General features: G+C 72.0%; 17 protein-coding genes. 8 read left to right on the top strand and 9 right to left on the bottom strand.

Annotated features, from left to right (window positions below):
* Window positions 1–7 precede the first annotated feature (7 nt).
* Both FDO69_RS24800 and FDO69_RS24795 read left to right on the top strand, forming a co-directional pair.
* A complete protein-coding gene (locus FDO69_RS24800) occupies window positions 8–1,321 on the top strand; it encodes an ATP-grasp domain-containing protein (RefSeq protein WP_234388074.1) in 1,314 nt (437 codons plus the stop codon).
* A gap of 16 nt (window positions 1,322–1,337) precedes the next feature.
* Window positions 1,338–3,392, top strand: coding sequence for a CocE/NonD family hydrolase (locus FDO69_RS24795; RefSeq protein ID WP_104782053.1), 2,055 nt, complete (start codon window positions 1,338–1,340; stop codon window positions 3,390–3,392).
* 6 nt (window positions 3,393–3,398) lie between these two features.
* On the opposite strand, the gene FDO69_RS24790 is transcribed toward FDO69_RS24795, so the two are convergent.
* Window positions 3,399–4,334 (bottom strand): phosphotransferase family protein, encoded by a 936-nt coding sequence (locus FDO69_RS24790; protein WP_104782052.1) that lies wholly within the window; start codon window positions 4,332–4,334, stop codon window positions 3,399–3,401.
* The gene (locus tag FDO69_RS41320) at window positions 4,322–4,474 is read right to left on the bottom strand and encodes a hypothetical protein (RefSeq protein WP_159030642.1); all 153 of its coding nucleotides are present in this window, start codon (window positions 4,472–4,474) and stop codon (window positions 4,322–4,324) included. Before FDO69_RS41320 ends, FDO69_RS24790 begins: the two co-directional genes overlap by 13 nt.
* Window positions 4,475–4,559: 85 nt before the next feature.
* On the opposite strand from FDO69_RS41320, the gene FDO69_RS24785 reads away from it, so the two are divergent.
* The 5 genes from FDO69_RS24785 to FDO69_RS24765 all read left to right on the top strand — a co-directional run bounded on the left by FDO69_RS24785 (window position 4,560) and on the right by FDO69_RS24765 (window position 11,349).
* Complete coding sequence (locus FDO69_RS24785) at window positions 4,560–5,024, top strand: DUF779 domain-containing protein (protein WP_234388072.1); 465 nt, start codon at window positions 4,560–4,562, stop codon at window positions 5,022–5,024.
* A gap of 9 nt (window positions 5,025–5,033) precedes the next feature.
* Window positions 5,034–5,501, top strand: coding sequence for an SRPBCC domain-containing protein (locus FDO69_RS24780; protein WP_104782051.1), 468 nt, complete (start codon window positions 5,034–5,036; stop codon window positions 5,499–5,501).
* Between the two features lie 347 nt (window positions 5,502–5,848).
* Window positions 5,849–7,252 (top strand): cytochrome P450, encoded by a 1,404-nt coding sequence (locus FDO69_RS24775; RefSeq protein WP_234388071.1) that lies wholly within the window; start codon window positions 5,849–5,851, stop codon window positions 7,250–7,252.
* A complete protein-coding gene (locus FDO69_RS24770) occupies window positions 7,236–8,240 on the top strand; it encodes a (-)-alpha-amorphene synthase (protein ID WP_104782049.1) in 1,005 nt (334 codons plus the stop codon). Before FDO69_RS24775 ends, FDO69_RS24770 begins: the two co-directional genes overlap by 17 nt.
* A gap of 217 nt (window positions 8,241–8,457) precedes the next feature.
* Window positions 8,458–11,349 (top strand): ATP-binding protein, encoded by a 2,892-nt coding sequence (locus FDO69_RS24765; RefSeq protein WP_234388070.1) that lies wholly within the window; start codon window positions 8,458–8,460, stop codon window positions 11,347–11,349.
* Window positions 11,350–11,416: 67 nt separating this feature from the next.
* Here FDO69_RS24765 and FDO69_RS24760 read toward each other — a convergent pair whose 3' ends face one another.
* Entirely contained in the window at window positions 11,417–14,848 is a 3,432-nt protein-coding gene (locus FDO69_RS24760; protein ID WP_234388069.1) for an NACHT domain-containing protein, read from the bottom strand.
* 243 nt (window positions 14,849–15,091) lie between these two features.
* On the opposite strand from FDO69_RS24760, the gene FDO69_RS24755 reads away from it, so the two are divergent.
* Window positions 15,092–16,183, top strand: coding sequence for an SGNH/GDSL hydrolase family protein (locus FDO69_RS24755; protein ID WP_234388068.1), 1,092 nt, complete (start codon window positions 15,092–15,094; stop codon window positions 16,181–16,183).
* Between the two features lie 20 nt (window positions 16,184–16,203).
* Here the strand turns inward: FDO69_RS24755 and FDO69_RS24750 are convergent, their stop codons facing one another.
* The 6 genes from FDO69_RS24750 to FDO69_RS24725 all read right to left on the bottom strand — a co-directional run bounded on the left by FDO69_RS24750 (window position 16,204) and on the right by FDO69_RS24725 (window position 24,564).
* A complete protein-coding gene (locus tag FDO69_RS24750) occupies window positions 16,204–17,688 on the bottom strand; it encodes an MFS transporter (protein WP_104782047.1) in 1,485 nt (494 codons plus the stop codon).
* A 253-nt stretch (window positions 17,689–17,941) separates the two neighbouring features.
* Window positions 17,942–19,345 (bottom strand): cytochrome P450, encoded by a 1,404-nt coding sequence (locus FDO69_RS24745; RefSeq protein WP_104782095.1) that lies wholly within the window; start codon window positions 19,343–19,345, stop codon window positions 17,942–17,944.
* A 132-nt stretch (window positions 19,346–19,477) separates the two neighbouring features.
* Window positions 19,478–20,584, bottom strand: a complete 1,107-nt coding sequence (locus FDO69_RS24740; protein ID WP_104782046.1) for an NAD(P)/FAD-dependent oxidoreductase — start codon at window positions 20,582–20,584, stop codon at window positions 19,478–19,480.
* 165 nt (window positions 20,585–20,749) lie between these two features.
* Window positions 20,750–21,913: a substrate-binding domain-containing protein gene (locus FDO69_RS24735; RefSeq protein WP_104782045.1), complete on the bottom strand. Its 1,164-nt coding sequence runs from the start codon at window positions 21,911–21,913 to the stop codon at window positions 20,750–20,752.
* A gap of 45 nt (window positions 21,914–21,958) precedes the next feature.
* Window positions 21,959–23,017, bottom strand: coding sequence for an ABC transporter permease (locus FDO69_RS24730; RefSeq protein WP_104782044.1), 1,059 nt, complete (start codon window positions 23,015–23,017; stop codon window positions 21,959–21,961).
* Complete coding sequence (locus tag FDO69_RS24725; RefSeq protein ID WP_104782043.1) at window positions 23,014–24,564, bottom strand: sugar ABC transporter ATP-binding protein; 1,551 nt, start codon at window positions 24,562–24,564, stop codon at window positions 23,014–23,016. Before FDO69_RS24725 ends, FDO69_RS24730 begins: the two co-directional genes overlap by 4 nt.
* Window positions 24,565–24,638 lie beyond the last annotated feature (74 nt).

Genomic DNA, 24,638 nt, shown 5'->3' with positions numbered 1-24,638 from the left:
GAGAGCCGTGTCTGACGAGACGGTGAAGAACGTCTTCGTGATCGGGCTCGACGAGGCCAATCTGCCCACGCTCCAGCAGGTCCCGGGAGCCGACCAGCTGCGCTTTCACCAGCTGCTGACGATCGAGGAGCTCCAGGTCGGCGAGGTGGACCTGCCGACACTGCTCGACAAGGCCCAGGGCGTGCTCGACGCGTTCGACGGCAGCATCGACGCGATCGTCGGCTACTGGGACTTCCCGGTCAGCACCCTCGTCCCGATGCTCAGCGAACGCTACGGCACCCGCAGCACCAGCCTTGAGTCCGTGGTCAAGTGCGAGCACAAGTACTGGAGCCGGTTGGAGCAGCAGAAGGCCACCGACCGGCACCCGCCCTTCGGCCAGGTCGACCTGTCGGCCGAGCCGCCCCGCCCGCCGGACGACGTGACCTTCCCGATGTGGCTCAAGCCCGCCCTGTCGTACTCCTCCGAACTCGCCTTCGGAGTGGACGACGAGGAGGAGTTCCGCAAGGCGGTCGCCGAGATCCGCGAGGGCATATCCCGCATCGGCCGCCCCTTCGAGCACGTCCTCGAACGCATCGACCTGCCGCCCGAGATGAACGGCGTGGGCGGCCGGGTCTGTCTCGCGGAGGGGGCCATGTCAGGCGTCCAGGTGGCCGTCGAGGGCTATGTCCACCAGGGCGAGGTGACGATCTACGGGGTCCTGGACTCCATCCAGTACCCGGACTCCCCCTGCTTCCTGCGTCATCAGTACCCCTCGATGCTGCCGCCCCCGGCCATCGCGCAACTGCACGACGTCAGCGAGCGGGTGATGCGGCAGATCGGGATGGACTCGGCCACCTTCAGCATCGAGTACTTCTACGACCCGCGGACCCAGGAGATCAACCTGCTGGAGATCAACCCGCGGCACTCCCAGTCGCACGCGGAGCTGTTCCAGTACGTCGACGGCGTACCCAACCACCACTGCATGGTCCGTCTCGCCCTGGGCGAGGACCCGCACATGCCGCACCGCGAGGGCGAGTACGCGATGGCGGCGAAGTGGTACCACCGCTGGTTCACCGACGGTGTGGTGCGCCGGGTGCCGGGCCCCGAGGAGATCGCCCGCATCGAGCGGGAGACACCGGGGGTGCGCATCGAGGTGGTCCCCGAGCAGGGCGACAGGCTCTCGGAGCTGCCCGGGCAGGACAGCTACAGCTACGAGCTGGCGCACATCTACACCGGCGGGGCCGACGAGGCGGAGCTGCGGGAGAAGTTCGACCACTGCGTGGCCGCCCTGGGTCTGGCCTTCGAGGACGCCCCGGCCGAGACCGACGCCACGCGAAAGTGAGGAGCACGTCACTTCCATGCGTTACGTGACCAACCTGCCGTACGAGACGAAGGAAGAAGAGCACGTCACGATCCCGATGTCCGACGGGGTCCGGCTCTCGGCGCACATCTGGCGCCCCACCTCCTCCGACCAGGAGCCGGTGCCGGCGGTGCTGGAGTACATCCCGTACCGCAAGCGCGATCTGACGGCCGTACGGGACTCGATCCACCACCCCTACCTCGCCGGGCACGGCTACGCCTGTGTCCGTGTCGACCTGCGCGGCACCGGTGACTCGGAGGGCGTGCTGCGCGACGAGTACCTGGAACGGGAGCAGGCGGACGCCGAGGAGGTCCTGGCCTGGCTGGCGGAGCAGCCCTGGTGCGACGGCGGCACGGGCATGATGGGCATCTCCTGGGGCGCGTTCGCGGCGCTGCAGGTCGCGGCCCGCCGGCCGCCGAGCCTGAAGGCCATCGCCATCGCGTCCTTCACGGACGACCGGCACGCCGACGACATGCACTACATGGGCGGCGCCCTGCTGTCGGACAACCTGGCCGAGGCGGGCACGATGTTCGCCTACGGCACCTGCCCGCCCGACCCGGCCGTGGTCGGCGAGCGCTGGCGCGAGATGTGGCACGAGCGGCTGGAGAACACCGAGCCGTGGGTGCTGGAGTGGCTGCGCCACCAGCGCCGCGACGACTACTGGCGGCACGCCTCGGTGTGCGAGGACTACACGAGCGTGCGCTGCCCGGTCCTGGCCTCCAGCGGCTGGGCGGACGGCTACTCCAACGCCGTGACCCGGCTGCTGGGGAATCTGGACGTGCCACGCAAGGGGCTGATCGGGCCCTGGTCGCACAAGTTCCCGCACCTCGGGGAGCCCGGGCCCGCGATCGGCTACCTCCAGGAACTCGTGCGGTGGTGGGACCACTGGCTGAAGGGCGTCGACAACGGCGTCATGGACGGGCCGATGCTGCAGGCGTGGATGCAGGACAGCGTGCCGCCCTCCACCTCCTACGAGGAGCGGCCGGGCCGCTGGGTGGGCGAGCCCGACTGGCCGTCCCCGCACATCCGGCCCGTCACACACCCGCTCACCCGGCACACGATCGGGCCCGGACAGGACGCGACCGCGAAGGACACGACCGTGACGGCGTCCGAGGGCGGTGCGGCGATGACCGTGCGTTCGCCGTTGTCCGTCGGCCAGTTCGCGGGCAAGTGGGCCTCCTACAACGCGCCCCCGGACCTGCCCTACGACCAGCGGGAGGAGGACGGCGGTTCCCTCGTCTTCGACACCGAGCCGCTGACCGAGCCGGTGGAGATCCTCGGCTCGCCGAGCGTGGAGCTCGACCTGTCGGTCAGCGAGCCGGTCGCCATGGTGGCCGCGCGGCTGTCCGACGTGAGCCCCGACGGTGCCGCCACACGCGTCTCGTACGGCATCCTGAACCTGACCCGCCGTGACAGCACGGAGGACCCTGAGCCGTTGGAGCCGGGGCGGCGCTACCGGGCCACCATCCCGCTGAACGGTGTGGCGCAGGCGTTCCCGCCGGGCCACCGCATCCGGCTGTCCCTGTCGACGTCCTACTGGCCGCTGGCCTGGCCCGCGCCGAAGCCGGCCCTGCTCAGCGTCCACGAGCACTCCAGCACGCTCACTCTGCCGGTGCGGCCGGTGGAGGAGCCCGACGAGGTGCCGTCGTCGCCCTTCGGTGAGCCCGAGGGCGCTCCTCCGCTGGCCATGACCCAGGTGACGCCCCCGGAGGAGCGCTGGGAGGTCAAGCGGGATCTGATCGACTACCGCTCCGAGCTGGACATCGTGAAGGACCGGGGCACGGTCCGCTTCGAGGACATCGGCCTGGAGTCCGGCCGCCGCGCCCACGAGCGCTACACGGCGGTCGCCGACGACTTCACCTCGGTCGGCGGCGAGACCACGTGGACCATGCGGTTCGCGCGGGACGACTGGGACGCACGGGTGGTCACCCGCACCCGGCTCACGTGCGACGAGACGGACTTCTTCGTCGACGCCACCCTCGACGCGTACGAGTCCGACCGCCGGGTCTTCTCCCGCACCTGGAACGAGAAGGTCCCCCGCGACCTGCTGTAGTCCGCGTCACCGCAGCTGGGCGGCGCACCAGCGGAAGTGCCCGTCGTGCGGGCCCCTGCCGAAGAGGTCGTAGGTGATGAGGGCGTAGGCCTTCCGGTAAAGGATCAGGTCCTCTTCGGCATGGCCCAGTTCCCGGGCGAAGTGACGGGTCAGCTCGGCGGTGTGGTGGGCGGCGTGGGGTCCGTACATGTCCCAGACGGCGGCCGTGACCGCGGCCTCGAAGGCGGGGTCGCCGGCGGTGGTGCAGAACCCGAAGTCGAGGACGGCGACCGGGCGTCCGGCCTCGTCCATGTGGATGTTGGGCGGCACCAGGTCGCCGTGGACGACGCTGTCGGCCCGGCCGGGCAGCGCCCGCAGCGCGGCGGCCGTGCGGGACACGATGTCCGCGAGTCCGGGCACCTGCGCGGCGAGGGCGTCGCGGTTGCGGCCGGCGGCCCGTTCCACGAGGGCGGCGAGCGCGTCGGGGAAGCGGGAGTGGCCCTGCCAGAGCGGCCGGTCGTCCCCCTGGACCACCAGGCGCCGCATGGCCTCGGTGCCCGGCACGGAGGCCAGTGCGCGCAGGACGGTGAGCAGGGCGTCGGTCTCACTGCGGGGCAGGTCACGGGCGGGCGGCTCACCGCCGTCCTGATCCGAGCGCAGCGGTCGTCCGCCGAGCTCGCGTTCGTAGCTGACGAGCACCCCGTCGTGCTCCTCGACGTCGAGGATCTCCGGAGTGCCGAAGGGCAGGGGATGCGCGGCGATGTCGGCGTACAGCCGCCGGGTGAGGCCGAAGTCCTCCGGAGGGCGCCCGTCCCACACCTTGGCCACGGTCCCGTCCCGGAGCCGGTAGACGGTCCCCTCCATTCCACAAGCGAGCCGCCGTGCGCGGGGATACCCACGTCGGGCGAAGTACCGGACCCAGCGGTCGGACTGGTGCGTGTCGGTTTCGGTCACGCCCGGCATTCAACCAGCGCCCTGGGCCGGGCCACCGCACCGGACGGCAGGCCGTCGCCGCACCGGTTGAGCAGGCCGTCGCCGCACCGGTTGAGCAGGCCGTCGCCGCGCCGGTTGAGCAGGCCGTCGCTGTCCCCCTCCCGCCTCATGGACCCTGCCGGTACGGAGGCGGATACTGGAGGACTCGCGACAAGGACCGGTTCCCGACCCACTGGTCGCCGCAAGGAGGACCACATGTCCGTGCGCACAGGACGCGTCGAACTCACCCCCGCCGCCGAGGAACTGCTGCGGCGGCTGACCGGGACGCACGGGCCGGTGATGTTCCACCAGTCCGGCGGCTGCTGCGACGGCAGCGCCCCGATGTGCTATCCGCGGGGCGAGTTCCGGGTGGGTGCCTCGGACGTCCTGCTGGGGCACGTGGCCGGGGACACACCGTTCTGGATGAGCGCGGACCAGTTCACGTACTGGTCGCACACCCATCTCACCGTGGACGTGGTCCCGGGCCGCGGCAGCGGCTTCTCGCTGGAGGCCCCGGAGGGCGTCCGCTTCCTGCTGCGCTCCCGCCTCCTCACGGACGAGGAGCTGCACAGCCTCGCATCGGAACCGCCCCTGCCGAACGGGGCGGACCACACCGCTCAGGCCGGATTTGATGGGGACCGCCCGCCCGCGTCTGTGCCCGATGCCCGGGGTGGCGCCTAGGGTGACCCCATGTACACGTCCCGGGTCTTCGGCCACGTCGACGCTCCTCGTGCCGCCGTCTACCGGGCGCTGGTGAGCCCGGAGGCGATCGCGCGCTGGCGGGTGCCGCGCGGCATGAGCGGCGAGGTGCACGCGTTCGACGCCCGGGAGGGCGGCAGGTTCCGGGTCTCGCTCACCTACGAAGCACCGGACGCCTCGGGGAAGTCGTCCGCGCACACCGATACCTACCACGGGCACTTCGCGCGGCTGGTGCCCAACGAGCAGGTGGTGGAGGTGCTGGAGTTCGAGACCACCGACCCCGCGTTGGGCGGCGCCATGACGCTGACGACCACGCTCACCGACGCGGAGGGCGGCGGCACCGATGTGCTGATGGTGCACGAGGGCATCCCCGATGCCGTGCCCGCCGCCGACAACGAGACGGGCACCCGCACAGCCCTGGCGAACCTGGCCCGGCTCGTGGAGACCGGCTCCTTCTGAAACCGCGTTCTTCTCCGGCTCCGTGTATGAGGAAAAGACGTAAGGCCTCCCCGAGAAGCCCGAGTGGCGCCAAGAAGACCGCCGGTCGCATGACGTGCTTCGGAAGTGATTCACCCAGCGCTGCCCCGTGCACCCGTGCGCCCCCCTGGAGAAAGGGTTCGTCAAGTCGGCGGCCACCTGGACTGGGCAGGACATGGGGCAAGCGCCGCATCGGTGAAACATCACCGTTTTCCCAGGTCGACTGAAGCAGGTGGTATTCGATGAACGGCTGCGTTCCTGAATCGGAACAGGCATGGACGGTTGGTACTGCTCCAGGCATATTCCCATCCATCGGCCACGGTATCGCCTTGTTCCGTCGGCCGCTGGATTTTCTGAATTCTCTTCCCGCACAGGGCGATCTGGTCGAGATACGCCTCGGCCCGCAGCGGGCGTGGATGGTCTGTCACCCCCAACTGGTCCACCGGATGCTCCGGGACACCCGCACGTTCGACAAGGGCGGACCGCAGTACGACAGGCTCCGGGCACTGATGGGTGACGGCGTCGTCACCTGCCCGCATGCCGAGCACCGGCGTCAGCGCCGGTTGCTGCAACCCACCTTCCGCCCCGCCGGCGTCGCTGCGCAGACGGACGCGATGGCCGAGGAGGCCGCGCTGATGTGCCGCGACTGGCGCAGCGGGCAGCGGGTCGACGTCAGTGCCGCCACGCTGGGTCTGACGACTCGGCTGATCAGCGGGCTGCTGCTGTCCGACTCGCTCGGGCCTGCCGCGGCCGACGAGGTGCGGCACTGCCTCGCCGCCATCGTCCGAGGCCTGTTCGTGCGCACGGTCGTACCGGTCGACGCCCTGTTCCGTCTCCCCACACCCGCCAACCGCCGTTACCGGCAGGCGGTGGAGCGTGTTCGCGAACTCATCGACACGGCCATCGACGAGCGCCGCCGGGGCGCTCCCCGCGACGATCTGCTGGGGCTCCTGCTGGACGCCGCAGCGGACGCGGACGGCGGGCCTCCGGTCACCGACCGCGAGGTCCACGACCAGTTGGTGTCTCTCCTGCTCACCGGTTCCGAGAGCCCTTCGATGTGTCTGGCGTCCACCTTCAGCCTCCTGGCCCGGCACCCGGAGGTGGAGCGGCGGCTGCACGCCGAGATCGACGGCGTCCTCGCCGGCCGGTTACCGGACGCCGACGATCTGCCGCGTCTGGTCTACACCCGGTCCGTCCTCACCGAGACGCTGCGCCACTCCCCGCCCGGCTGGCTCTTCACTCGGGTCACCACCCGGGAGACGGAGTTCGCCGGGCGCCGCCTGCCGCGGGGAACCACCGTCCTGTACAGCCCCTATCTCCTGCATCACGATCCCGCTTCCTTCCCCGAACCCGACCGCTTTCTGCCCGAGCGCTGGCTGGAGCGCGAGGCCGCAGCCCGCCCGCAGGCGGCGCTGATCCCGTTCGCGGCCGGCAGCCGCAAATGCATCGGTGACGTGTTCTCCATGGCCGAGATGACGGTGGCCCTGGCGACCATCGCCGGTCGCTGGCGGCTACGGCATCCGGCAGGGCGCGTCACCTCACCGCGTCCCGGGGCGACGCTGGGCCCGAGGTCACTGACGATGATCTGCACATCGCGGGCGGACGCACCGGGCGGCACCGCGCCGCACGGCCTCGCCCTCGGGTCCAAAGCCGGGACGGCGGTATCCGGTACGGCGGTATCCGGGACGAAGAACATTCGGAGGGACGGTGACAACGGTGTCCACCACGCATGAGGAGCGGGCGGCAGTCGCGCAGGACGTGCTTCCTGCGTCCACCTTGGTGGAGCTGATCGACGCTCACCTCTACATGCCCTTCCCGTTCCGGCGCAGTCCGCACGAGGCCGCGGTCACGGCGGGTGTCGACGAGTGGCTGCGCGCGACCGGGTTGAGCGACGAACCGGGCGTCTCGGCCATGATCTGTCACACCCGCCCGGCCGAACTCGCCTCCTACAACAGCCCGGACGCGGACCCCGGCGTGCTGCAGCTCGTCGCCCACCAGATCGCCTACCAGTTCGTCTTCGACGACCGGGCCGAGGAGGTCGGCCGGCACCGGCCCGGCCAGTTGCTGCCCATGCTGGGCGAGAGCATCGCGATCCTGCGGGACGGCGCACCGCCCAGCACTCCGCTGGGAGCGGCCCTGTCCGACCTCTACCGGCAGGTCCGCGGGCGGTGCACACCCGCGCAGGCCTCCCGCTGGGCGTGGAAGAGCCGCGAGTACGTGCACGGGCTGCTGTACGAGGCGGTGGCCCAGACTCATCCCTCCCCCCTGCGGCCCGGGCTGTGCACCTCGATACGGTCCCTCACCGCGGGCGTCGAACCCTTCCACCCGCTGTGTGAGGCCGCGCAGCCATGCGAACTGACCTCCGAGGAACTCCACCACCCGGTCATGCGACAGCTGAGCCGGCTGTCGGCCGACGCCGCGGTGTGGATCCCCGACCTCTTCTCCGCGGTCAAGGAGCAGCGGTCCGGCGAAATGATCAACCTGGCCCTCGCCTACCAGCGGGCCCATCAGTGCCCTCTCCCGGTGGCCGTCACCCTGGCCATCCAGCAGATCAACCGCACGATCCGCGCGTTCGAAAGCCTCTACGCCGAGATCGAACCGGAGTTGAGCCCTTCGGGCGTCGGCTATGTGGAAGGCATGGCCGGCTGGATCCGTGGCTGCTACTACTGGTCCCGCACCGTGCCGCGCTACGCGGACGCGGCGGCTCCGGGTCTGCGGTGAAAGGACGGGGCGTCAGGGTGCGTGACGGGTGCCCATTCGGGCCACGCTACCCGCCCGGCCCGCATTTCACGCGGGTATAGCAGGTCGTTCACCCTTCTTTGTCGTGTTCGTTCCGGATTCCGGAGCGCTGCCCATCGGGCGGCATACGCTCGCGCTGCCTCCCGATGGCCGACGACAGGAAGCGGTACGGCACATGGCGAATGAGCTGCGGCAACCCATGCCCGCAACCCGGCCGTTGCTCGAGCGCCGCAAGGAGCTGCGGGCACTGGAGTCGGCACTGACGGGCCTGCGGGACACCGTCGACGGTGTGCCACAGGCACCGCGCGGTGGGCTCCTCGCCTTCACCGGTCCGGCCGGGATGGGCAAGACCGCCCTGTTGACCGAGGCCCGCGTCCGCGCCCGCGCGCAGGGATTCACCGTGCTGTCGGGCCGGGGCGGCGAGAAGGAGCAGGGGCTGGCGTTCCACCTGGTGCGCCAGGTCGTCCAGCCCTCGTTGGCGTCGATGGACGAGGGCGAGCTCCGTGCCTTCCTGGGCGGCTGGTACGACATCGTCGCCGCCGCACTCGGTCTGGTCGCCGCTCCCAGCGGCGGCCATGTTCCGGACCCGACCGGGGTCCGTGACGGTCTCGACTGGGTGATGACGCGACTCGCGGTGACGAAGACGCCCGTGGTCCTGCTGCTGGACGATCTGCACTGGGCGGACGTCGAGTCACTGACCTGGCTGGCCTCGTTCGCTCCGCGGGCCGTGGACCTGTCACTGCTGATCGTCGTCGCCTTCCGGCCGGACGAACTGCCCCTCGAGGCAGCGGCGTTCGGTTCCCCCTCCGCCGACCTGGGGAACCGTCCCTTCACCTTGGCGCCGCTCAGCGCCACGGCCGTCGCCAGGATCGTCCGGGACGAGGTCGGCGAGCAGGCCGAGGACGCCTTCTGCGAGGAATGCTGGGAGATCACCGGGGGGAGCCCCTTCGAGGCGGTGGAGCTCTCCATCAGGCTCGGCGAGCGCGATCTGCGGGGCACCAGAGAGGACTTGCCCACGATGCGCGATCTGGCCGCCGCGGTGAAGGGGCCCGGACTGATCGAGCGACTCCAGGGGTTGGGCACCACCACCGTCCGCTTCGCCTACGCCGCGGCCGTGCTCGGGCAGGCCATCCCACCGGAACTGGCCGCCCGTATCGCGGCGATCGGCAGCACGGCGGCGGCCGAGGCCACGGAGAAGCTGCGCGCCGCCCGTGTGCTGGCCGACGGAAGGGCACGCGGAGAGACCCTGGAATTCCTTCATCCCCTGATCGCCACCACGATCTACCGGTCCATCGGACCGAGTCTGCGCGAGGGGCTGCACAACTCGGCCGCGGAGGCCGTCCGGGCCGCCGGGCTCGGTCAGGCCGCCGCGGCCCGGCACCTGCTGGAAGTCCCCTGCGAAGGCAGCGCCGAGGCCGTGGCCTGTCTGCGGGAGGCCGCCCGGGAGGCGCTGCACTCCGGCGCCCCGGAGGCCGCCCGACGGCTGCTGAACCGGGCTCTGCAGGAACCACCGCTGCCTGAGGAACGCGCCGCGCTGTTGCACGAACTCGCCTGCGCGACCTTCCTCATCAAGCCGACGGCGACCGTGACCCACCTGCGCGAGGCGCTCGCGGAACCGGGCATCGACCCCGAGCTGCGTGCCTCCATGGTGTACCGGCTGACCCAGGCCCTGGCCCACACCGACCGGATGGCGGAGGCGGCGACGGTGGCCGCGGACGAGGCGCAGCGGGCCGCCGCCCATCCTCGGATCAGGCTGCGGATGCAGGCCGACCACTTCGTGTGGAGCGCGTTCCGCACCGACGAGGTCGACTCGGCCGGCCGTTCACGCAAGCTGGCCCGGCTCGCCGACCGCCTGCCCGGGCGCGGTCCGGAGGAGCGCTACATCATCGGCTCGCGCGCCTGGGACGCGATGATGTGCGGGGAGCCCCGCCACAAGGCTCTCGCCTACGCCGAGAAGGCCCTGCGCGGCGGGCTGAGCTGGACCCATGAGAATCACGGCTTCGAGGTGCCCGTCTCGGTAGCGCTGGTGTTCATGTACTGCGACCAGCCGCGGCGGGCCGAGGAACTGTTCGCGAAGGGCATGGCGGAGTGCGAGTCGAAGGGCTGGCGCGGTTCCCACCTGGCCCTGGGGCAGACGCTCTCCGGGTACATCCGCTACCGCCGTGGCTGTCTGGCCGAGGCCGAGAACGCGGTGCGGGAGGGCCTGCGCATCGCCGACCGGGTGGAAGGCGCGGTGCCCGCCCAGTGGTTCGCCATCGGCATCCTGATCCAGACGCTCCTGGCCCGCGGCCGCGTCGTGGCGGCACGTCGGCTCGCCGACACGTACCACTACGGCGACGTCATCCCGAACGCCGTCATCTATCCCGACCCGCGCACGGTTTACGCCGAGTTGCTCCTGGCGGAGGGGCGGCCCGACGAGGCCGCTCCCCTGCTGACCCGTGTCGGGGAATGGCTGGAGGGCCGGGAATGGCGCAACCCCGCATGGTGCCCCTGGCAGCTGGGGCTGGCCTCGGCCCTGTCGCGCAGTGCTCCCGACCGGGCGGTGCGCCACGCCCAGGACGCGGTGAAGCGGGCCCGGGACTTCGGCGCGGCGTCCGCGATCGGCCAGGCGCTCCATACGCAGGCGGAGGTGACGGGCGGTGAGGCGGGGCTCGATCTGCACGCGCAGGCCGTCGACCAGCTGCAGCAGTCGCCCGCCGCGTACGAGCTGGCCCGTGCCCTGGTCGGCCACGGCGCCGCGCTGGCCCGCGACGGCCGTCTGCACCAGGCCGCCGACCGCCTCTACCAAGGTCTGGAGGGCGCGGTGCACTGCGGTGCCGAGGGCCTCGCCGCCCGGGCCAGGAGGGAACTGTCCGCCGCCGGACTGCGACCGCTGCCCCTGCGCTATGCACAGACGGACACGCTCACAGCGCAGGAGCGCAAGGCCGCCGAGATGACGGTGGGGGGCCACGCCGCGGCGGTCGTGGCCAAGGAGCTGCACCTCACCGAGGAGGGCGTGCGGCGGCTGCTCTCCTCCGTCTACCGCAAGATCGGCACGGACGCGGCAGGCCTGGCCGCGGCGCTGGAGACGTTTCCCCGGCCGCGGCCGTGACAGGCGTCCGCCACGGACGGGCAGTCGCGCAACGCCCGGACGGCTCCGCACTGCACCGGTGCCCGTTTCACCGCGGCCGCGCATTGTGCTGCGCCCGATGCCCCATCGACTCCCAGAACGCCCGCAACTCCGCGGTGCTGGTGCGGCGTTGCCAGGACGCCTTGGGGTGCAGGCCGGAGCGGGAGTGGGACAGGAGGGTGGCCTGGGCGCGGCAGAAGGCCTCACCGAGTTCCACGCGCTGGCCGTCGAGGCCCTTGGGAGGGTAGGGGCACAGTTCGAAGGCGCAGTCGTCGCGGCAGTTGGAGCCCGCCTGGGAGGACGCCGTGCGGACGGCGGTACGGCCGGGGTCGAGCGGGCTGCGGTCCAGGGTGAGGCAGGGCGGCAGGTCGGGGCGGGCGGTGTGCTGCAGGCGGCGGATGCGGTCGGTGGGCCAGTCGCCGCGCTCGGCGAGGTTGAGCAGCAGCAGCACGTCGGCGAGCAGTTGCTGCGCGCTCGGGTGGAGGGCGCTCCAGCCGGTGGAGGGCGGGATCCAGAGGTTGTGCTTTCGGGCCTCGCCCCGGGACGTCTGGGAGCCGACGTGCGCGGCGACGCCCGACTCGTCGACCCACAGGAACCGTTCGGGCTGCCGGGTTTCGAGCGCCCACACGCACAGCTTCCCGGCCGCCGTCACGAAGGGGTGCTCCGGCTCGCCGTCCGGCCGGGCCAGCCACTGACGGACCTGCTGGGCGGGGTCGGAACCGTGGCCGCTGGAGGGGCGGGAGGTCGTGGCGCCGTCGGGCAGGTCCCAGAGGGTGAGCGCGTGCAGCAGTGTCAGGCGGGTGAACCAGAAGCGGGTGCGCTTGAGCATGTCCCAGGCCTGCTCGCTGAGGTACTCGCGGGCCTCGGCCCGGGCGTGCGGATGGCGGTGCCGCCGGTTCGCCGCGTACTTGAAGCCCTGCGCGAGTGCCACCTCCACGTGGAGGTCGAGTCCGGCGCGCGCGTCCGGGCTGTCCTCGGGGATGCCGACGCGGCGCACCCAGCTCTCCAGGAAGGCGTACGGTGTGTCCTGGTGCCGGTGGGTGGTGACCGAGCCGACGAGCAGCGGGACCAGCCAGGCGCACAGGGTGTTGTCCCGCCACTGCCGTTCCTCGGCCTCGCGGTCCTCGCGCTCCCGCCGGCGCTCCTGACGCCGTTGCTGCTCACGCTCCTTCAGTTCCCGTTTCATGCGGGCGACCTGGCCCTCGCCGTGCCGTCGGCGTCGGCTCTCGCGCTCGCCGACGACCTCGGGCTGCTGGCCGCCCCAGATCTCCTCCGTCCAGTCGGGCTCCCGCTCCACCCGCCCGCTCTCGACCACCTGCGGTCCACGCAGTCTGGGCTGGAGCGCCTCGAAGGCGAGGTCGCCGCCGGCTCCGATCTCCTGCGCGATGGCGAGACGGACGGCGTACGAGGGTTCCAGGCGCGCGATCTCGAACAGTTCCAGGTAGGCGGGCCGGAGCGTCTGGCGCTGGGCGACCCCGCGCATGGCCTCGCCGAACCGGGTCACGAGCAGGGCCTTGGCGGTCTGCAGGGTGTGCGGGTCGCGGGCCCGCAGCTCCGGCCAGGAGGTGCACAGCCGCATGGCGATCAGGTGCTGCTCGGGCTCGGCGTCGACGCTGTCGATCTCCAGGGCCGCCGCGTAGAGCTCCAGGGCTTTGCTGTGCAGGGTGCGGCCGAAGAGCGGGCGCACCTCTTGGTGGTCGTCGTTGCCCTGGCCGCAGTTGCGGACCGACTGCGCCTGGCAGGCGGCCTCCATCAACAGGTCGCGGGCGGCGCTCACCGGGCACCAGCAGGTCCCGTCCGGGCCCGCCGCGCCCGGCTCGTCGTGGACGCACGCCCCGTCCGGCAGCCGGGAGTGCAGCACCATGGCGATCAGCAGTTCCCGGCCCGGACTGCGCAGGGCCGCCGGGAAGAACGACCCCTCGCGGGGTTCGTCCGGGACGTCGGGGTGGATCACCGCGTTCAGGAAGCGGGCGCCCAGCTGGGCCTGGATGACGCTGTGCTGGAAGCGGACGCGGTCCCCGCCGAGCTCGACCAGCTCCATCCGGGCGCCCCAGTGGGCGGCGAGCCTGAGGTCGATGCCGCTGTCGCCGACCCTGCGGGCCAGTTCGCGGACGATCTCGGGGTAGCGGGAGCGGGCCGGGTCCTGCTCGTCGACGACGTCGGTGAACCGCACCTCGGAGGTGTCGAGGGCGAGTCCCACGCACGCGAGCGCGGACAGGTAGTGGACGGTCGAGCGGCGCTCCTCGGGGGAGAGGGGCAGGTGCGGCTGGAAACGGCCGCTGATGAGGGCGCTGAGCCAGGTTTCGAACAGATGGAATCGCAAGGACGCCCGGTCGCCGCCCCTGGTCTCCACCGCCTCTTCCTCCGTGGGGGCGCTCAGGGCGCGCTCCAGCAGGCCCTGTTCGTGCAGTTCGGCCGCGATCTCCAGATAGGTCGGCGCCTCCGCGATGCCGGCCCGCTCGACGATCCAGTCCAGCCGCTGGCGGTCCTCCCCGGCGCCCCCGGACGAGATGTAGGTGAGGGCGGCCTCCTCGCTCAGCGGCTCCAGCTCGGTGAGGGAGGCCTCCATGCCGCGCAACGAGTCGTGCGGCCGGGAGGTGATGATCAGCGGCAGGCCCTCCTCGTTGGCGCGGCGGATGGCGAGCCGGATGATGGTGTCGCGCTCCTCCGTCAGGGCTTGTGTGGTGAGCGCTTCGTCCAGTCCGTCCGCGAGGACCACGATCCGGCCCTGCTGGCTCAGCCGCCGCCACACCTTCTCCGCTTCCGCGCCGGAGCGGATGGTGCCCTGCACCTCCTGACAGAAGCGTTCGAAGGCCAGCTCACGGAAGTCCAGTTTCCTGTCGGCGGCGCGCAGCCGCAGCGGCACGGGCACCGCCCCGCGCTCGGCGAGCCGCTGGGTCAGCAGGACCACCAGCGCGGTCTTGCCGGTGCCGATGCCGCCGACGACGACGTGGGTACGGCGGAAGCGGCGGTCGCGGAGGTCCTCCATGAGGACGGCGCAGAGCTGGTCGCGGCCGACGACCCGGCCGAAGATGCCGCCCGCGGTCTCCACGAGGTCGTGGGGATCCTCCAGCGCCTTGCGCACATACGCCCGGCGTACGTGTCTGAAGCGGAAGAACAGGTAGGTGACGGTGGCCAGGGCGAGGGTGAGGAACGGCATGAAGAGCGACTGCAGGACGGTGCAGCTGAAACCGTCGGGGGCGCCGCACTGATCGCCGATCCACCGGACGGGCGTTTGGACACCGTCCTTCTGCGGCAGGCTGACCAGGGCCGTGATGGCCAGGAACAGCAGGAGCAGTGCGCCGGTGAACGTCAGCACCAGCAGTGCCACGTAGGCGCCGCTCTTGCGGACCCGCCAGGTCCTGGTCCGGTCGTAACCCTGCCGCATCAGTCTGCGCCGGTGCAGGGCGCCGCGGACCCCGAGCGCGTCGCGCAGCACGCGCCCGAGCCGCCGATGGGGTGGTCCTCCTCCTTCGCTCACCCTGTGAGGCTTCCGCCGCGAACGGTGTTCAGGGCGCCGGCGGTCTCAGATTCACCCGACGAAGCGCCGCGGGCACCCGCCACCCGGCCGTATGGCGCCCGTGCCGCGCGAGCGGCCCTCCGGGTGTTTCTCCCCTCGACTCCCCTCAACGGCGGCGCGGTTGACGCTGAACCGTTTCACTGCTTCTCTCGAATGACTGCCTATGGGAGCGCTCCCAGTCCGTCCCTACGTGAAGGGAACCTCGTGCAGACCTCCCCCCACACCTTCCCGAGACGCACCTTGCCGGCCCTCTTCGCGGCGGTGCTCATGACCTGCCTGCTCTCCTGGGCCGGTGGCCCGCCCGCGCAGGCCGCCGCAGTGCGGACCGGCTTCACCGGCACCACGGTGAAGGCGGCCGCCCCCGGACAGCCCGGCGACCCGAACATCAAGTTCGTCGGCCGCTGGGACACAAGCAGCTCCTCCACCGCCTACACCCCGTACTGGGCGGGCGCGTACTACCGGGTCGGCTTCACCGGCCGGACGGTCAAGCTGAAGCAGCGGAACACGATCGACCTGTGGGCGCGCATCGACAACGGTCCCGTGCGTTTCTACGACGACGTCAAGGGGACGGTGAACCTGACCCTGACGGCCCTCTCTCCCGGCAACCACACCCTCCAGGTCAACTACCAGGTGGTGGCCGGGTCGTACAAGGGTGACGCCGTCTTCCAGGGACTGGTCCTGGACAGCGGCGGGACGACGTTCGCGCCGCCGGCCCCGGCCAAGCTGGTCGAGTTCGTCGGCGACTCGATCACTGTGGGCACGACGAGCTCGCAGAATGCCCGTACCGCCTACGGCTGGCTGATCGGGGAGCGACTGGGCGTCGAGCACACGCAGATAGCGCAGGGCGGTGCGTGCCTGGTGGCCGCGGCGGACGGGTGCGTGGGGCTGGAGCGGCAGTTCACCAAGCTCAACCCGAACGCGGCGACGCCCGACTGGAACTTCTCCCGCTACCGGGCCGACGCGGTCGTCATCAACCTCGGCACCAACGACGTCGGGCACGGGGTGAGCTCGGCGCAGTTCCAGTCGGCGTACACCAGTCTGCTGCGCAAGGTGCGGGCCGCCTATCCGCAGGCGTGGATCTTCGCGCTGGAGACGTTCCGCGGGCGGTTCGTCCCGCAGACCGAGGCCGCGGTGAAGGCCGCCGTCGCCGGGGGTGACGCGCGGGTCTCCTTCGTCGACACCACCGGCTGGCTGGGCTCGGGCGATCTGACGGACTCGGTGCATCCCAACGACCGGGGGCACCGGGTCATAGCCGACCGGCTGGCGCCGGTCATCGCGGCGCGGATCGGGTCGTAGGGGACCTGAGGGGGCGGGCCTCACATCGGGCCGGGGCCTGCTCCTCCTCCCTTGAGGCGTTCCAGGTCGGAGGGGCGGACCTGGATGACGACCAGGGCGATCAGCGCGGCCACCGCGGTGAAGATCGCGGCCATGATGAAGGCGGCCGAGACACCGGAGGTGAGGATCTCGTCGGACCAGGGTTTGGGCACCTGCCCGGTCTCTTCGAAGCGCATGCGTTCGGCCGGGGTCGCCTGCCGGAGGAAGTCCGGGATCTGTTCGTTCGCCTCGTTGGTGCTGGCCGTGCCGTACATCGTGACGAGGATGGACAGTCCGAGGGAGCCGCCGACCTGCTGGGTGGCGTTGAGAAGTCCCGAGGCCGCACCGGTCTCCGGTGTGGGCACGTTGGACAGCGCCATGAGGGTCAGTGACACGAACTCCATGCCCATGCCCAGGCTGAAGACGAGCATCGGGCCGAGGACGCTGCCCGCGTACGTGGAGTGAACGTCGGTCAGGGTCAGCCAGGCCAGGCCGGCCGCCGCCAGGATCGCGCCCACCACCATGAACGGCTTGGGCCCGTAGACGGGCAGGAACCGCGAGGCCAGTCCGGCTCCGACGGCGATGACCGCACTGACCGGCAGGAAGGCGAGTCCGGCCGCGAGCGGGCTGAACCCGAGCACGTCCTGCACGAAGAGCGTGAGGAAGAAGAACATGCCGAAGATGGCGGCGGCCAGGCACAGCATGATGCCGTAGGTGCCCGCACGGTTGCGGTCGGCGAACATGTGCAGCGGCGTGATGGGCTGTTTCGAACGCCGCTCGATCATGACGAAGGCCGCCAGGACCACGACCGCCCCGGCGAACGAGGCGAGGGTCAGGGCGTCCCGCCAGCCTTCCTGCGCGGCTCTGATGAAGCCGTAGACGAGCAGCACCATGCCCGCGGTGGAGGTGAGTGCGCCGGCGATGTCGAAGCGCCCGGGGTGGCGTTCGGACTCCTTGATGAAGCGCGGTGTGGCGAGCACGATGAGCAGGCCGATGGGCACGTTGACGAACAGCACCCACCGCCAGTTCAGCCACTCCACCAGCATGCCGCCGGCGAGCAGGCCGATCGCGCCGCCGCCGGCCGAGACCGCGGCGAAGACCCCGAAGGCTCGGTTGCGTTCCGGTCCCTCGCGGAAGGTGGTGCTGATCAGGGCGAGGGAGGTCGGGGAGGCGATGGCACCGCCCACGCCCTGCAGGGCGCGTGCGCCGAGGAGTTGGCCGGAGTTCTGGGCGAAGCCTCCGAGCAGGGAGGCGAGTGCGAAGAGCAGCACGCCGAAGATGAAGACGCGCCGCCGGCCGAGGATGTCGCCGGCCCGGCCGCCGAGCAGCAGCAGGCCGCCGAAGGTGAGGGTGTAGGCGTTGACCACCCAGGACAGGCTGGTGGTGGAGAAGTCCAGCGCACTCTGGATGTGCGGCAGCGCGATGTTCACGATGGTGATGTCGAGGACCACCATCAACTGGCACGAGGCGATGACGAGGAGTGCCATCGTGCTTCCGCCACCACCGGATTCCCTGGTGGTGGTCGTCTGTGGTGAAGCCGGCTGCGGGCTGCTGCCTGCGGTGTCCACCGTTCGACGGTACGCCCGGCCCCCGCACCCCACCACTCGATCACTGTCGGCCACCGTCGGCCCGGCATCGGCTCGGACGGGGACGTCGGTCGCGGAGCGGCCCGGCCGTTGGCCGCGACCGGATCGACGCGGGCCGGCCGGCCGCCGGCCCTCGCCGCTCGGTCCGCGCAGCTCAGCGGCCGCCGCGGATGAGGCCCGTCAGGTACCGCCACAACGAGGAGCGCTGCCGGGCGGACGGGTCCGGCAGGACCTCCTCGGCCACCCCGGGTGCCGGGTCGTCCGCCCACGGCCGCGGGGGCGGCGCGGAGGCGAGTTCGTAGTGCACGGGCAGGGAACGCAGGCCGCGCATGAACGGCGAGGAACGCCACGGCAGTTGGTCGGCGGGCAGGGCCAGGTCGAGGTGGTCGAACCGCTCGAACAGGCGCCCCACCCCGACCGCCGCGACCGCCGAGGCGAGCTCCCGCGCCGGGCACTGACGCGGCCCGGCCCCCCAGGACAGGTGGGCCCGGGTGCTGATGGTGGTGCCCGAGGCGACGTGGTCGGCGAAGAGCGGGTCGGCATGGGCGGCGCCCGGGGAGACCCACACGGGGTCGCCTGCCCGGATCGTGTAGTTGCCGAGGGGGGTGTCCCGGGCCGCGAAGCGCGGGACGAAATTGACCAGGGGCGGCTTGCGCATGACGACCCGGTTCATGCTCTCCCTGACCATACCGGCGGACAGGCTGGCGCGCACGCTGCCCTCGCCCGACATGACCTCCACCACGGTGTTGGAGATGAGGATGCCGACGTGGTCGGACGTCATGCCGAGCAGCATGAACAGCTCTCGGGCGAGCTGGTCGAGCGAGAGGTCCGGGTGGGCGGCCAGCAGGTACGAGGGGAAGTCGTCGCCCGGCTTCTGAAGCTTCAGCGCGGCCAGTTCGGCCAGTGTCGCCAGCAGGCGTTCCAGCGCGGCCTCGGCGTCCTGGCCCGCGTCGAGCACGCGCCACATGTCCATCAGCGCGTCGTCGCCCTGCGAGCCGGGGAAGCCCAGCAGATGGCTGGCCACCATCAGCGGCAGCGGCCGGGAGAACTGCGCGGACAGGTCCGCCACACCCGTCTTTCCGCCCTGCCCGACGAGGGTGATCAGTTCGTCGGCGTAGGCGGTGACGGCGGACTTCAGGCGCTTGGCCTGGGGATGACGGGGGTCCTGGAAGGGCTTGAGGGCGACGTCCCACGCGGTGCGCAGCGGCCGGTAGCCGGGGCCGCCCTGGATCAGGATGTGGTTGACCTCCAGGGAGGGTCCGAGCGGCCAGTCGGCCGGCACCCTGCCCTCGGTGCGGGCCCGCCAGTTCTCCAGTCCCTTGGGCCAGCCGTCGTCGTCCTGGAGCACCTGGAGCGATTCGCGGTAGCCGAGGACCAGCCAGGCCGGCACCCCCAGCAGGTCGACCGGCGCGACCGGGCCGTGCTGCTGCCGCAGCCGCTCGTACACGAGCGCGGGACGCGTCTCGTAGTCCCTGGTCAGCAGCGGTTCGGGAGCGAGCGCCTCCAGTCCCGGGCCGTCCAGGTCCACGGATCCGCCGTCACCCCGCTGGGATTCCATCTTCTTGCCACCCTCCGACACGCCCTGTACCGGCACACCACCAGCCGGTAGCCGGAAACGGTGGGGACCCTACCCCAGGCTGAACTCGCGGGTAACGGCCGGGGGTGGAGTGGCGGGGACGGTCCGGCCGGGTCAGGCGGCCGTGTACCCGAGTTGACGGCGCATGTAGGGCGTCATGCGGCTCTTCGCCTTGGCCAGGGTGGTGGTGCGGCTGCCGAGGACGGCGGACTCGCCGCCCGGCACGGGCAGCACGGTCAGTCCGTCGGCGGACCCGAAGGGCACGATGAGCGGGGTGCGCCGGGTCGGGCGGTACAGGCGCGGTTCCCTGCGGTGCTTGCCCGAACTCTGCAGATAGGTACGGATGTTGTGGGCGGCGGTGTCGGCCTGGGCGAGGGCGGCGGGGGTGACCTTGAGTTCGCTGACGTCGTTCACGTCGCCGACGGCGAACACGTCCAGCCGGCCCTCCACCCGGAGCGTCCGGTCGACCTTCACGCGGCCGGCCGCGTTGAGCCAGTCGCCGTGTCCGGCCAGGCGCAGCCAGAGCGTGTTGGGGGTGGTGCCCGTCGCCCAGAAGGACAGGTCGGCCTCGACGATCGTGCCGCGGGCGTCGCGGTAGGTGCCGAAGTCGGTGCCGGGCGACATGAAGGAGTCGAGCAGCACCTCGACGTCGTGGGACTCCAGCCAGGCCAGGGCCTTGCGCCCCGGGCGGGCGTTGCCCACGGAGTCGAGCAGCGCGGACCCGGAGTGGGCGAGGGTGACCCGGGCGTCCGGGCGGGCGAGGCGGATCTCGGCGCTGAGTTCGACGCCGCCCGGGCCGCCGCCGACGACCAGGACGTGCTCGGCCGTGGCGACGTCGCGCTGGTGCTCGGCGAACGACTTGGCCGCTTCCTCGGTGGTGGTGCCGGTGAAGCGGGCCGGCTCGGGGTAGTCGGCGCCGGTGGCGATCACGACGACGTCGTACGGCAGCCGCTCGCCGGTGGCGAGGACGACCTGCCGCTCGGCGGTGTCGACGCGGACGGCCTTGCCGGTGACCAGGCGGCCGTGGCGCAGCAGCCGGTCGTAGGGGATGAAGGGCGTGTGCGTCCACTCGGGGTGCACCCCGGCGCGCAGGGAGGCGATGCGGTGGAAGAAGACCTCCTTGCGGTCCACCAGCGTGACCCGGGCCGTGCCGTCGAGCCGCCTGGCCAGGCGGACACCGGCGTAGCCGCCGCCGATCACCACTACGTCGCCGTCGTACACACCGAGTCTCCTGTGCCTGGTGGGGGGAAGAGGGCCGCCGCGGACGGGCCCCGCTCGGATCGACCCCCGGCGGCCACTCGACTGACGTGACAGTAGCGATTGAGAGTTAAAGGGATTCCGAGGTTCCGTGCATGTTCCGTGAAGGGATCGGCACCTGAGCGGCCGTCACTTCCCCCAGATCTTCCGGTAGGCCTCCCGGTAGCCCGACGGGTCCCAGGCCGTGGCCCCTTCACTGTTGTCGGCCGTCGCGATGTGCACGGGGGCCACGTACCCGCTGTGGGGGCGGCCGGAGAAGGCGCGGTTGAACTCGTCGACGATCTGCCAGCCCTGGAGGGACAGCGGTTCGGGCACGGTGGCGGCCTGGTACTGCTGACTGTTGACGCGCTGGAAGGCGGACGGGTCACCGTCGCCGGCCCCGATGTTGAAGGGCGGTCCGGAGCCCTTCTCGCCGGCGGCGCGGAAGGCGGGGGCGGCGTCGGCGAAGTACAGGTCGTTGATGGCCACGGAGTGGGTCCAGCGGTCCTGGAAGCGGGAGAGCAGGGAGGAGATCTCCCGCGGGGTACGGCTGCTCGCGTCGGGGATCGGGATGTTCTCCACCGAGAGCAGTTTCACGTCCTGGCAGTCGGCCAGTTCCTCGCGGATCAGGTCGGACTTGTTCCGGGCGAAGGGGATCGACGCGTCGGTGATGAGCACGACTCCGGCGCGGCCGTCGGAGTCGGAGATGATCCACTGCGCACTGATGCGGGCCACGTCCCGGACGCGGGTGGTGACGTTGGTGAAGAGGTCGGGCCGGCGGCTGGGGCCGGGGTCGGGGACCGCGTGCCAGCCGATCAACGGGATGCGCTGGGCGTTGGCCCGGGCGGTCTGCTGGGCCGTCGAGTCGGGGTCGAACCCGCCGATGACGATGCCCGAGGGCCGCAGGGCGACGGCTTCGCTCATGGCCGCCTGGATACCGGCCGGGGTGCCGCCGCCGTCGATCACCCGGACGTTCCAGCCGATGGCACGGGCGGCGTCGCGCACCCCGTCGGCCGCGCCCGCGACACCGGGGTTCGTCATGGTCTGGGCGACGTAGACGAGGGTCTTGCCGGACACCGCGCGGGGGCCGCTGGTGGGTCCGCCCCAGGGGATGTCGTTCCGCTCCGCCCGGGTGACGGCTTCCCGGGCCCGGGTGTGGACGGCGGGGCAGCCGCTCGGGCCCGTGGTGCTCTCGTCGGCGTCGCCGGAGGAGCCGCGTTCGCATCCGGTGAGGACGGCGACCGTGGCCAGCAGGGCGCAGGAGGCGAGCCGCGCGGCGCGGACTGCGGGGGCGGCCTTGCGGGTGTGGTGCACGGGAGCTCCAGGGAGGGGTCGACGCGGTGGGGCGAGCCGTGAGGGTCAGGGCGGGGCCGTGCCGCCCTCCCGCGCGGGAGGGGACGGGGGTGGCGTGGCGGGCGTGTCACGGGCCGCGCCGCCGCGCAGCCGGCGCCGGGCGGCGTATCCGGCCAGGCCCACGGCGATGAGCAGGGTGCCGCCGTTGAACAGCGGGACCGTCCAGAACTCGGCGCCCAGCTGCGCGATGCCGGTGAGGCCGACGGCGAGCACGGCGACGGCGACGACGGTGCCAAGGGCGTTGGGCCGGCCGGGTTTGATCGCCGTGGAGCCGAGGAGGGCGCCGACGAAGGCCGGCAGCAGGTAGTCGAGGCCGACGCTCGGGTTGCCGATCTGCTGCTGGGCGGCGAGCAGCACCCCGGCGAAGCCGACGATCAGGCCCGAGGCGGCGAAGGCGTAGACGGTGTACCTGCGGGTCGGGATGCCCACGAGGTCGGCGGCGCGCGGGTTGGACCCGACGACGTACAGGTAACGGCCGAGCGGCAGCCGCTCCAGCACCAGCCAGAGGGCGGCCGCGAGGGCGAGCACGTAGAAGGCGGGAACCGGGAGGCCGAGGAACGAGGAGTCGTAGAGGTCGGTGAACCCGGGGGGCAGGCCCTGCGGGCCGGGGACGATCCGGCCGCCGTCGGTGATCCAGCCGGTCACGGCGTACATCATGCTGCCGGTGCCGAGGGTGGCGATGAAGGAGTCGATCCGGCCGAACTCGACGATGACACCGTTGAGGACGCCCACGACCAGCCCTCCGGCGAGCACGGTGAGGCAGGCGAGGGGCCAGGGCCAGCCCGCCTCGACGACGAGCTGCAGCACCATCACATGGGCCAGGCCCAGGCCGTAGCCGATGGAGAGGTCGAACGCGCCGGTGACGACGGGCACCGTGGCGGCGAGCGCGAGGACGGCCGGGATGGACTGGTTGGACAGGATCGAGTCGAGGGTGTCCAGCGTGGGGAAGGTGTCCGGCAGGGCGAGGGAGAAGGCCAGGTAGAGCAGGGCGGTGAGGGCGAGCAGGCCGTAGGCGCCGATGTGGTGGCCGCCGGGCCGGCGCCGCGGCCCGGGCGGGGGCGTCACGGGTGCCCGGCCGGGGACGGGGGCATGGCCGAGGCCGCCCGGGTGAGTCCGGCGACGGTGAGCGTGGGGCCGCTCAGTTCGGCCGTCACGGTTCCGCGCACGAAGACCAGCGCGCGCCGGCACACGCTCGCCACCTCCTCGAAGTCGGTCGACAGCAGCAGCACCGCGAGGCCCGCCTCCAGCGCCTCGTGGAGCAGGCGGTGGATCGCGGCCTTGGCGCCGACGTCGACGCTCGCGGTCGGCTCCTCCAGGATCAGCAGCCGCAGGTCCGTCCGCAGCCAGCGGCCGAGCATGACCTTCTGCTGGTTGCCGCCGGACAGTGTGGCGATGGGCGTCTCGCTGTCGCGGGGGCGCACCGAGAAGCGGTCCATCAGGGCGGCGGCCCGGGCCCGTTCGCCGCGGGGGCCGATCCAGCGTGGTGCGGGCGGGCCTCCCGCGCGGGGGTTGGCCAGGAGGTTCTCCCGTACGGTCAGCTCGGCGAGGCAGCCCTCCCGCAGCCGGTCGCCCGGCACCAGGCCGACCCCGAGGGCGACGGCCTCCGCGACCGTCCGGGGGTGGTACGGCCTTCCGTGCAGCACGACCCGCCCGCCCAGGAGGGGACGGGCACCGGCGAGGGCGCGGCCCAGGTCCGTGTGCCCGGCGCCGGAGAGGCCGACCAGGCCGAGGACCTCCCCGGCGGCGAGTTCGAGGGCCACGGGCCCGGTCCGGGCGGTGCGCACCCCGTCGAGGCTCAGGACGGGGGGTGCGCCGGCCGCTGTCCCGGCACGGCGGTGGGCGGCCGGTTCGTCCGCCTCGCCGACGATGTCGTGGACCAGATGCGCGGGGCTGCGCTCGGCGAGCCGGCCGTGGCTGACGAGTCGGCCGTCACGCAGGACGGCGAAGGTGTCGGCGACCCGGTAGACCTCGTCCAGGCGGTGGCTGACGTAGAGGACCGCGTGTCCGCGGTCACGCAGGTCGTGCAGGACGCGGAAGAGCCGGTCGCAGTCCGCGGCGGGCAGGCGGGCGGTCGGCTCGTCGAGGACGATGAGCCGCGCGCGTGCGGCCAGGGCCCGGGCGATCGCCACCAGGGAGCGGTCGGCCGGCGCGAGATCGGACACCGGCGTGTCCGGGTCGAGGTGCGCGGCGACGATCCGCAGGGCCTCGACGCAGCGCGCGCGGGTGCGCCGCCAGGAGATCAGCCCGGACCGGCGCCCGTACCCGGTGGTCAGGGCGATGTTCTCGGCCACCGTCATCCACTCCACGAGACCGAGGTCCTGGTGGATGAACGACATGGCACGGGTGGCGGTGGGGCTGCCGAGGGGGTCCCCGGCGACGGTGACCTGCCCCGCGTCGCCGTGGTGGACTCCGGCGAGGATCTTGATGAGGGTGGACTTCCCTGCGCCGTTGGGCCCGAGGAGGGCCAGGACGCTGCCGGGGTGGACGTCGAGGTCGGCCCCGGCCAGCGCGACGGTGCCGCCGAACCGCTTGCTGAGTCCGCGGATCCGGACCAGGGGTTCCGGCCCGAAGGGCGAAGCCGTCTCCGGGGGCGTGTCGGGAGCGTCGCGCACTCGATCAAATTACAGCATTCCGGGCATTTCTCAGCTCGCTACGACTCCGATGGGGAGTGGCCTCATCGGTCCCC

It is taken from the genome of Streptomyces tibetensis, from assembly GCF_007655005.1.
Lineage (GTDB): Bacteria > Actinomycetota > Actinomycetes > Streptomycetales > Streptomycetaceae > Streptomyces > Streptomyces tibetensis.
The sequence above is the reverse complement of the archived record's forward strand: the minus strand, read 5'-3'. Positions and strand labels throughout refer to the sequence as shown.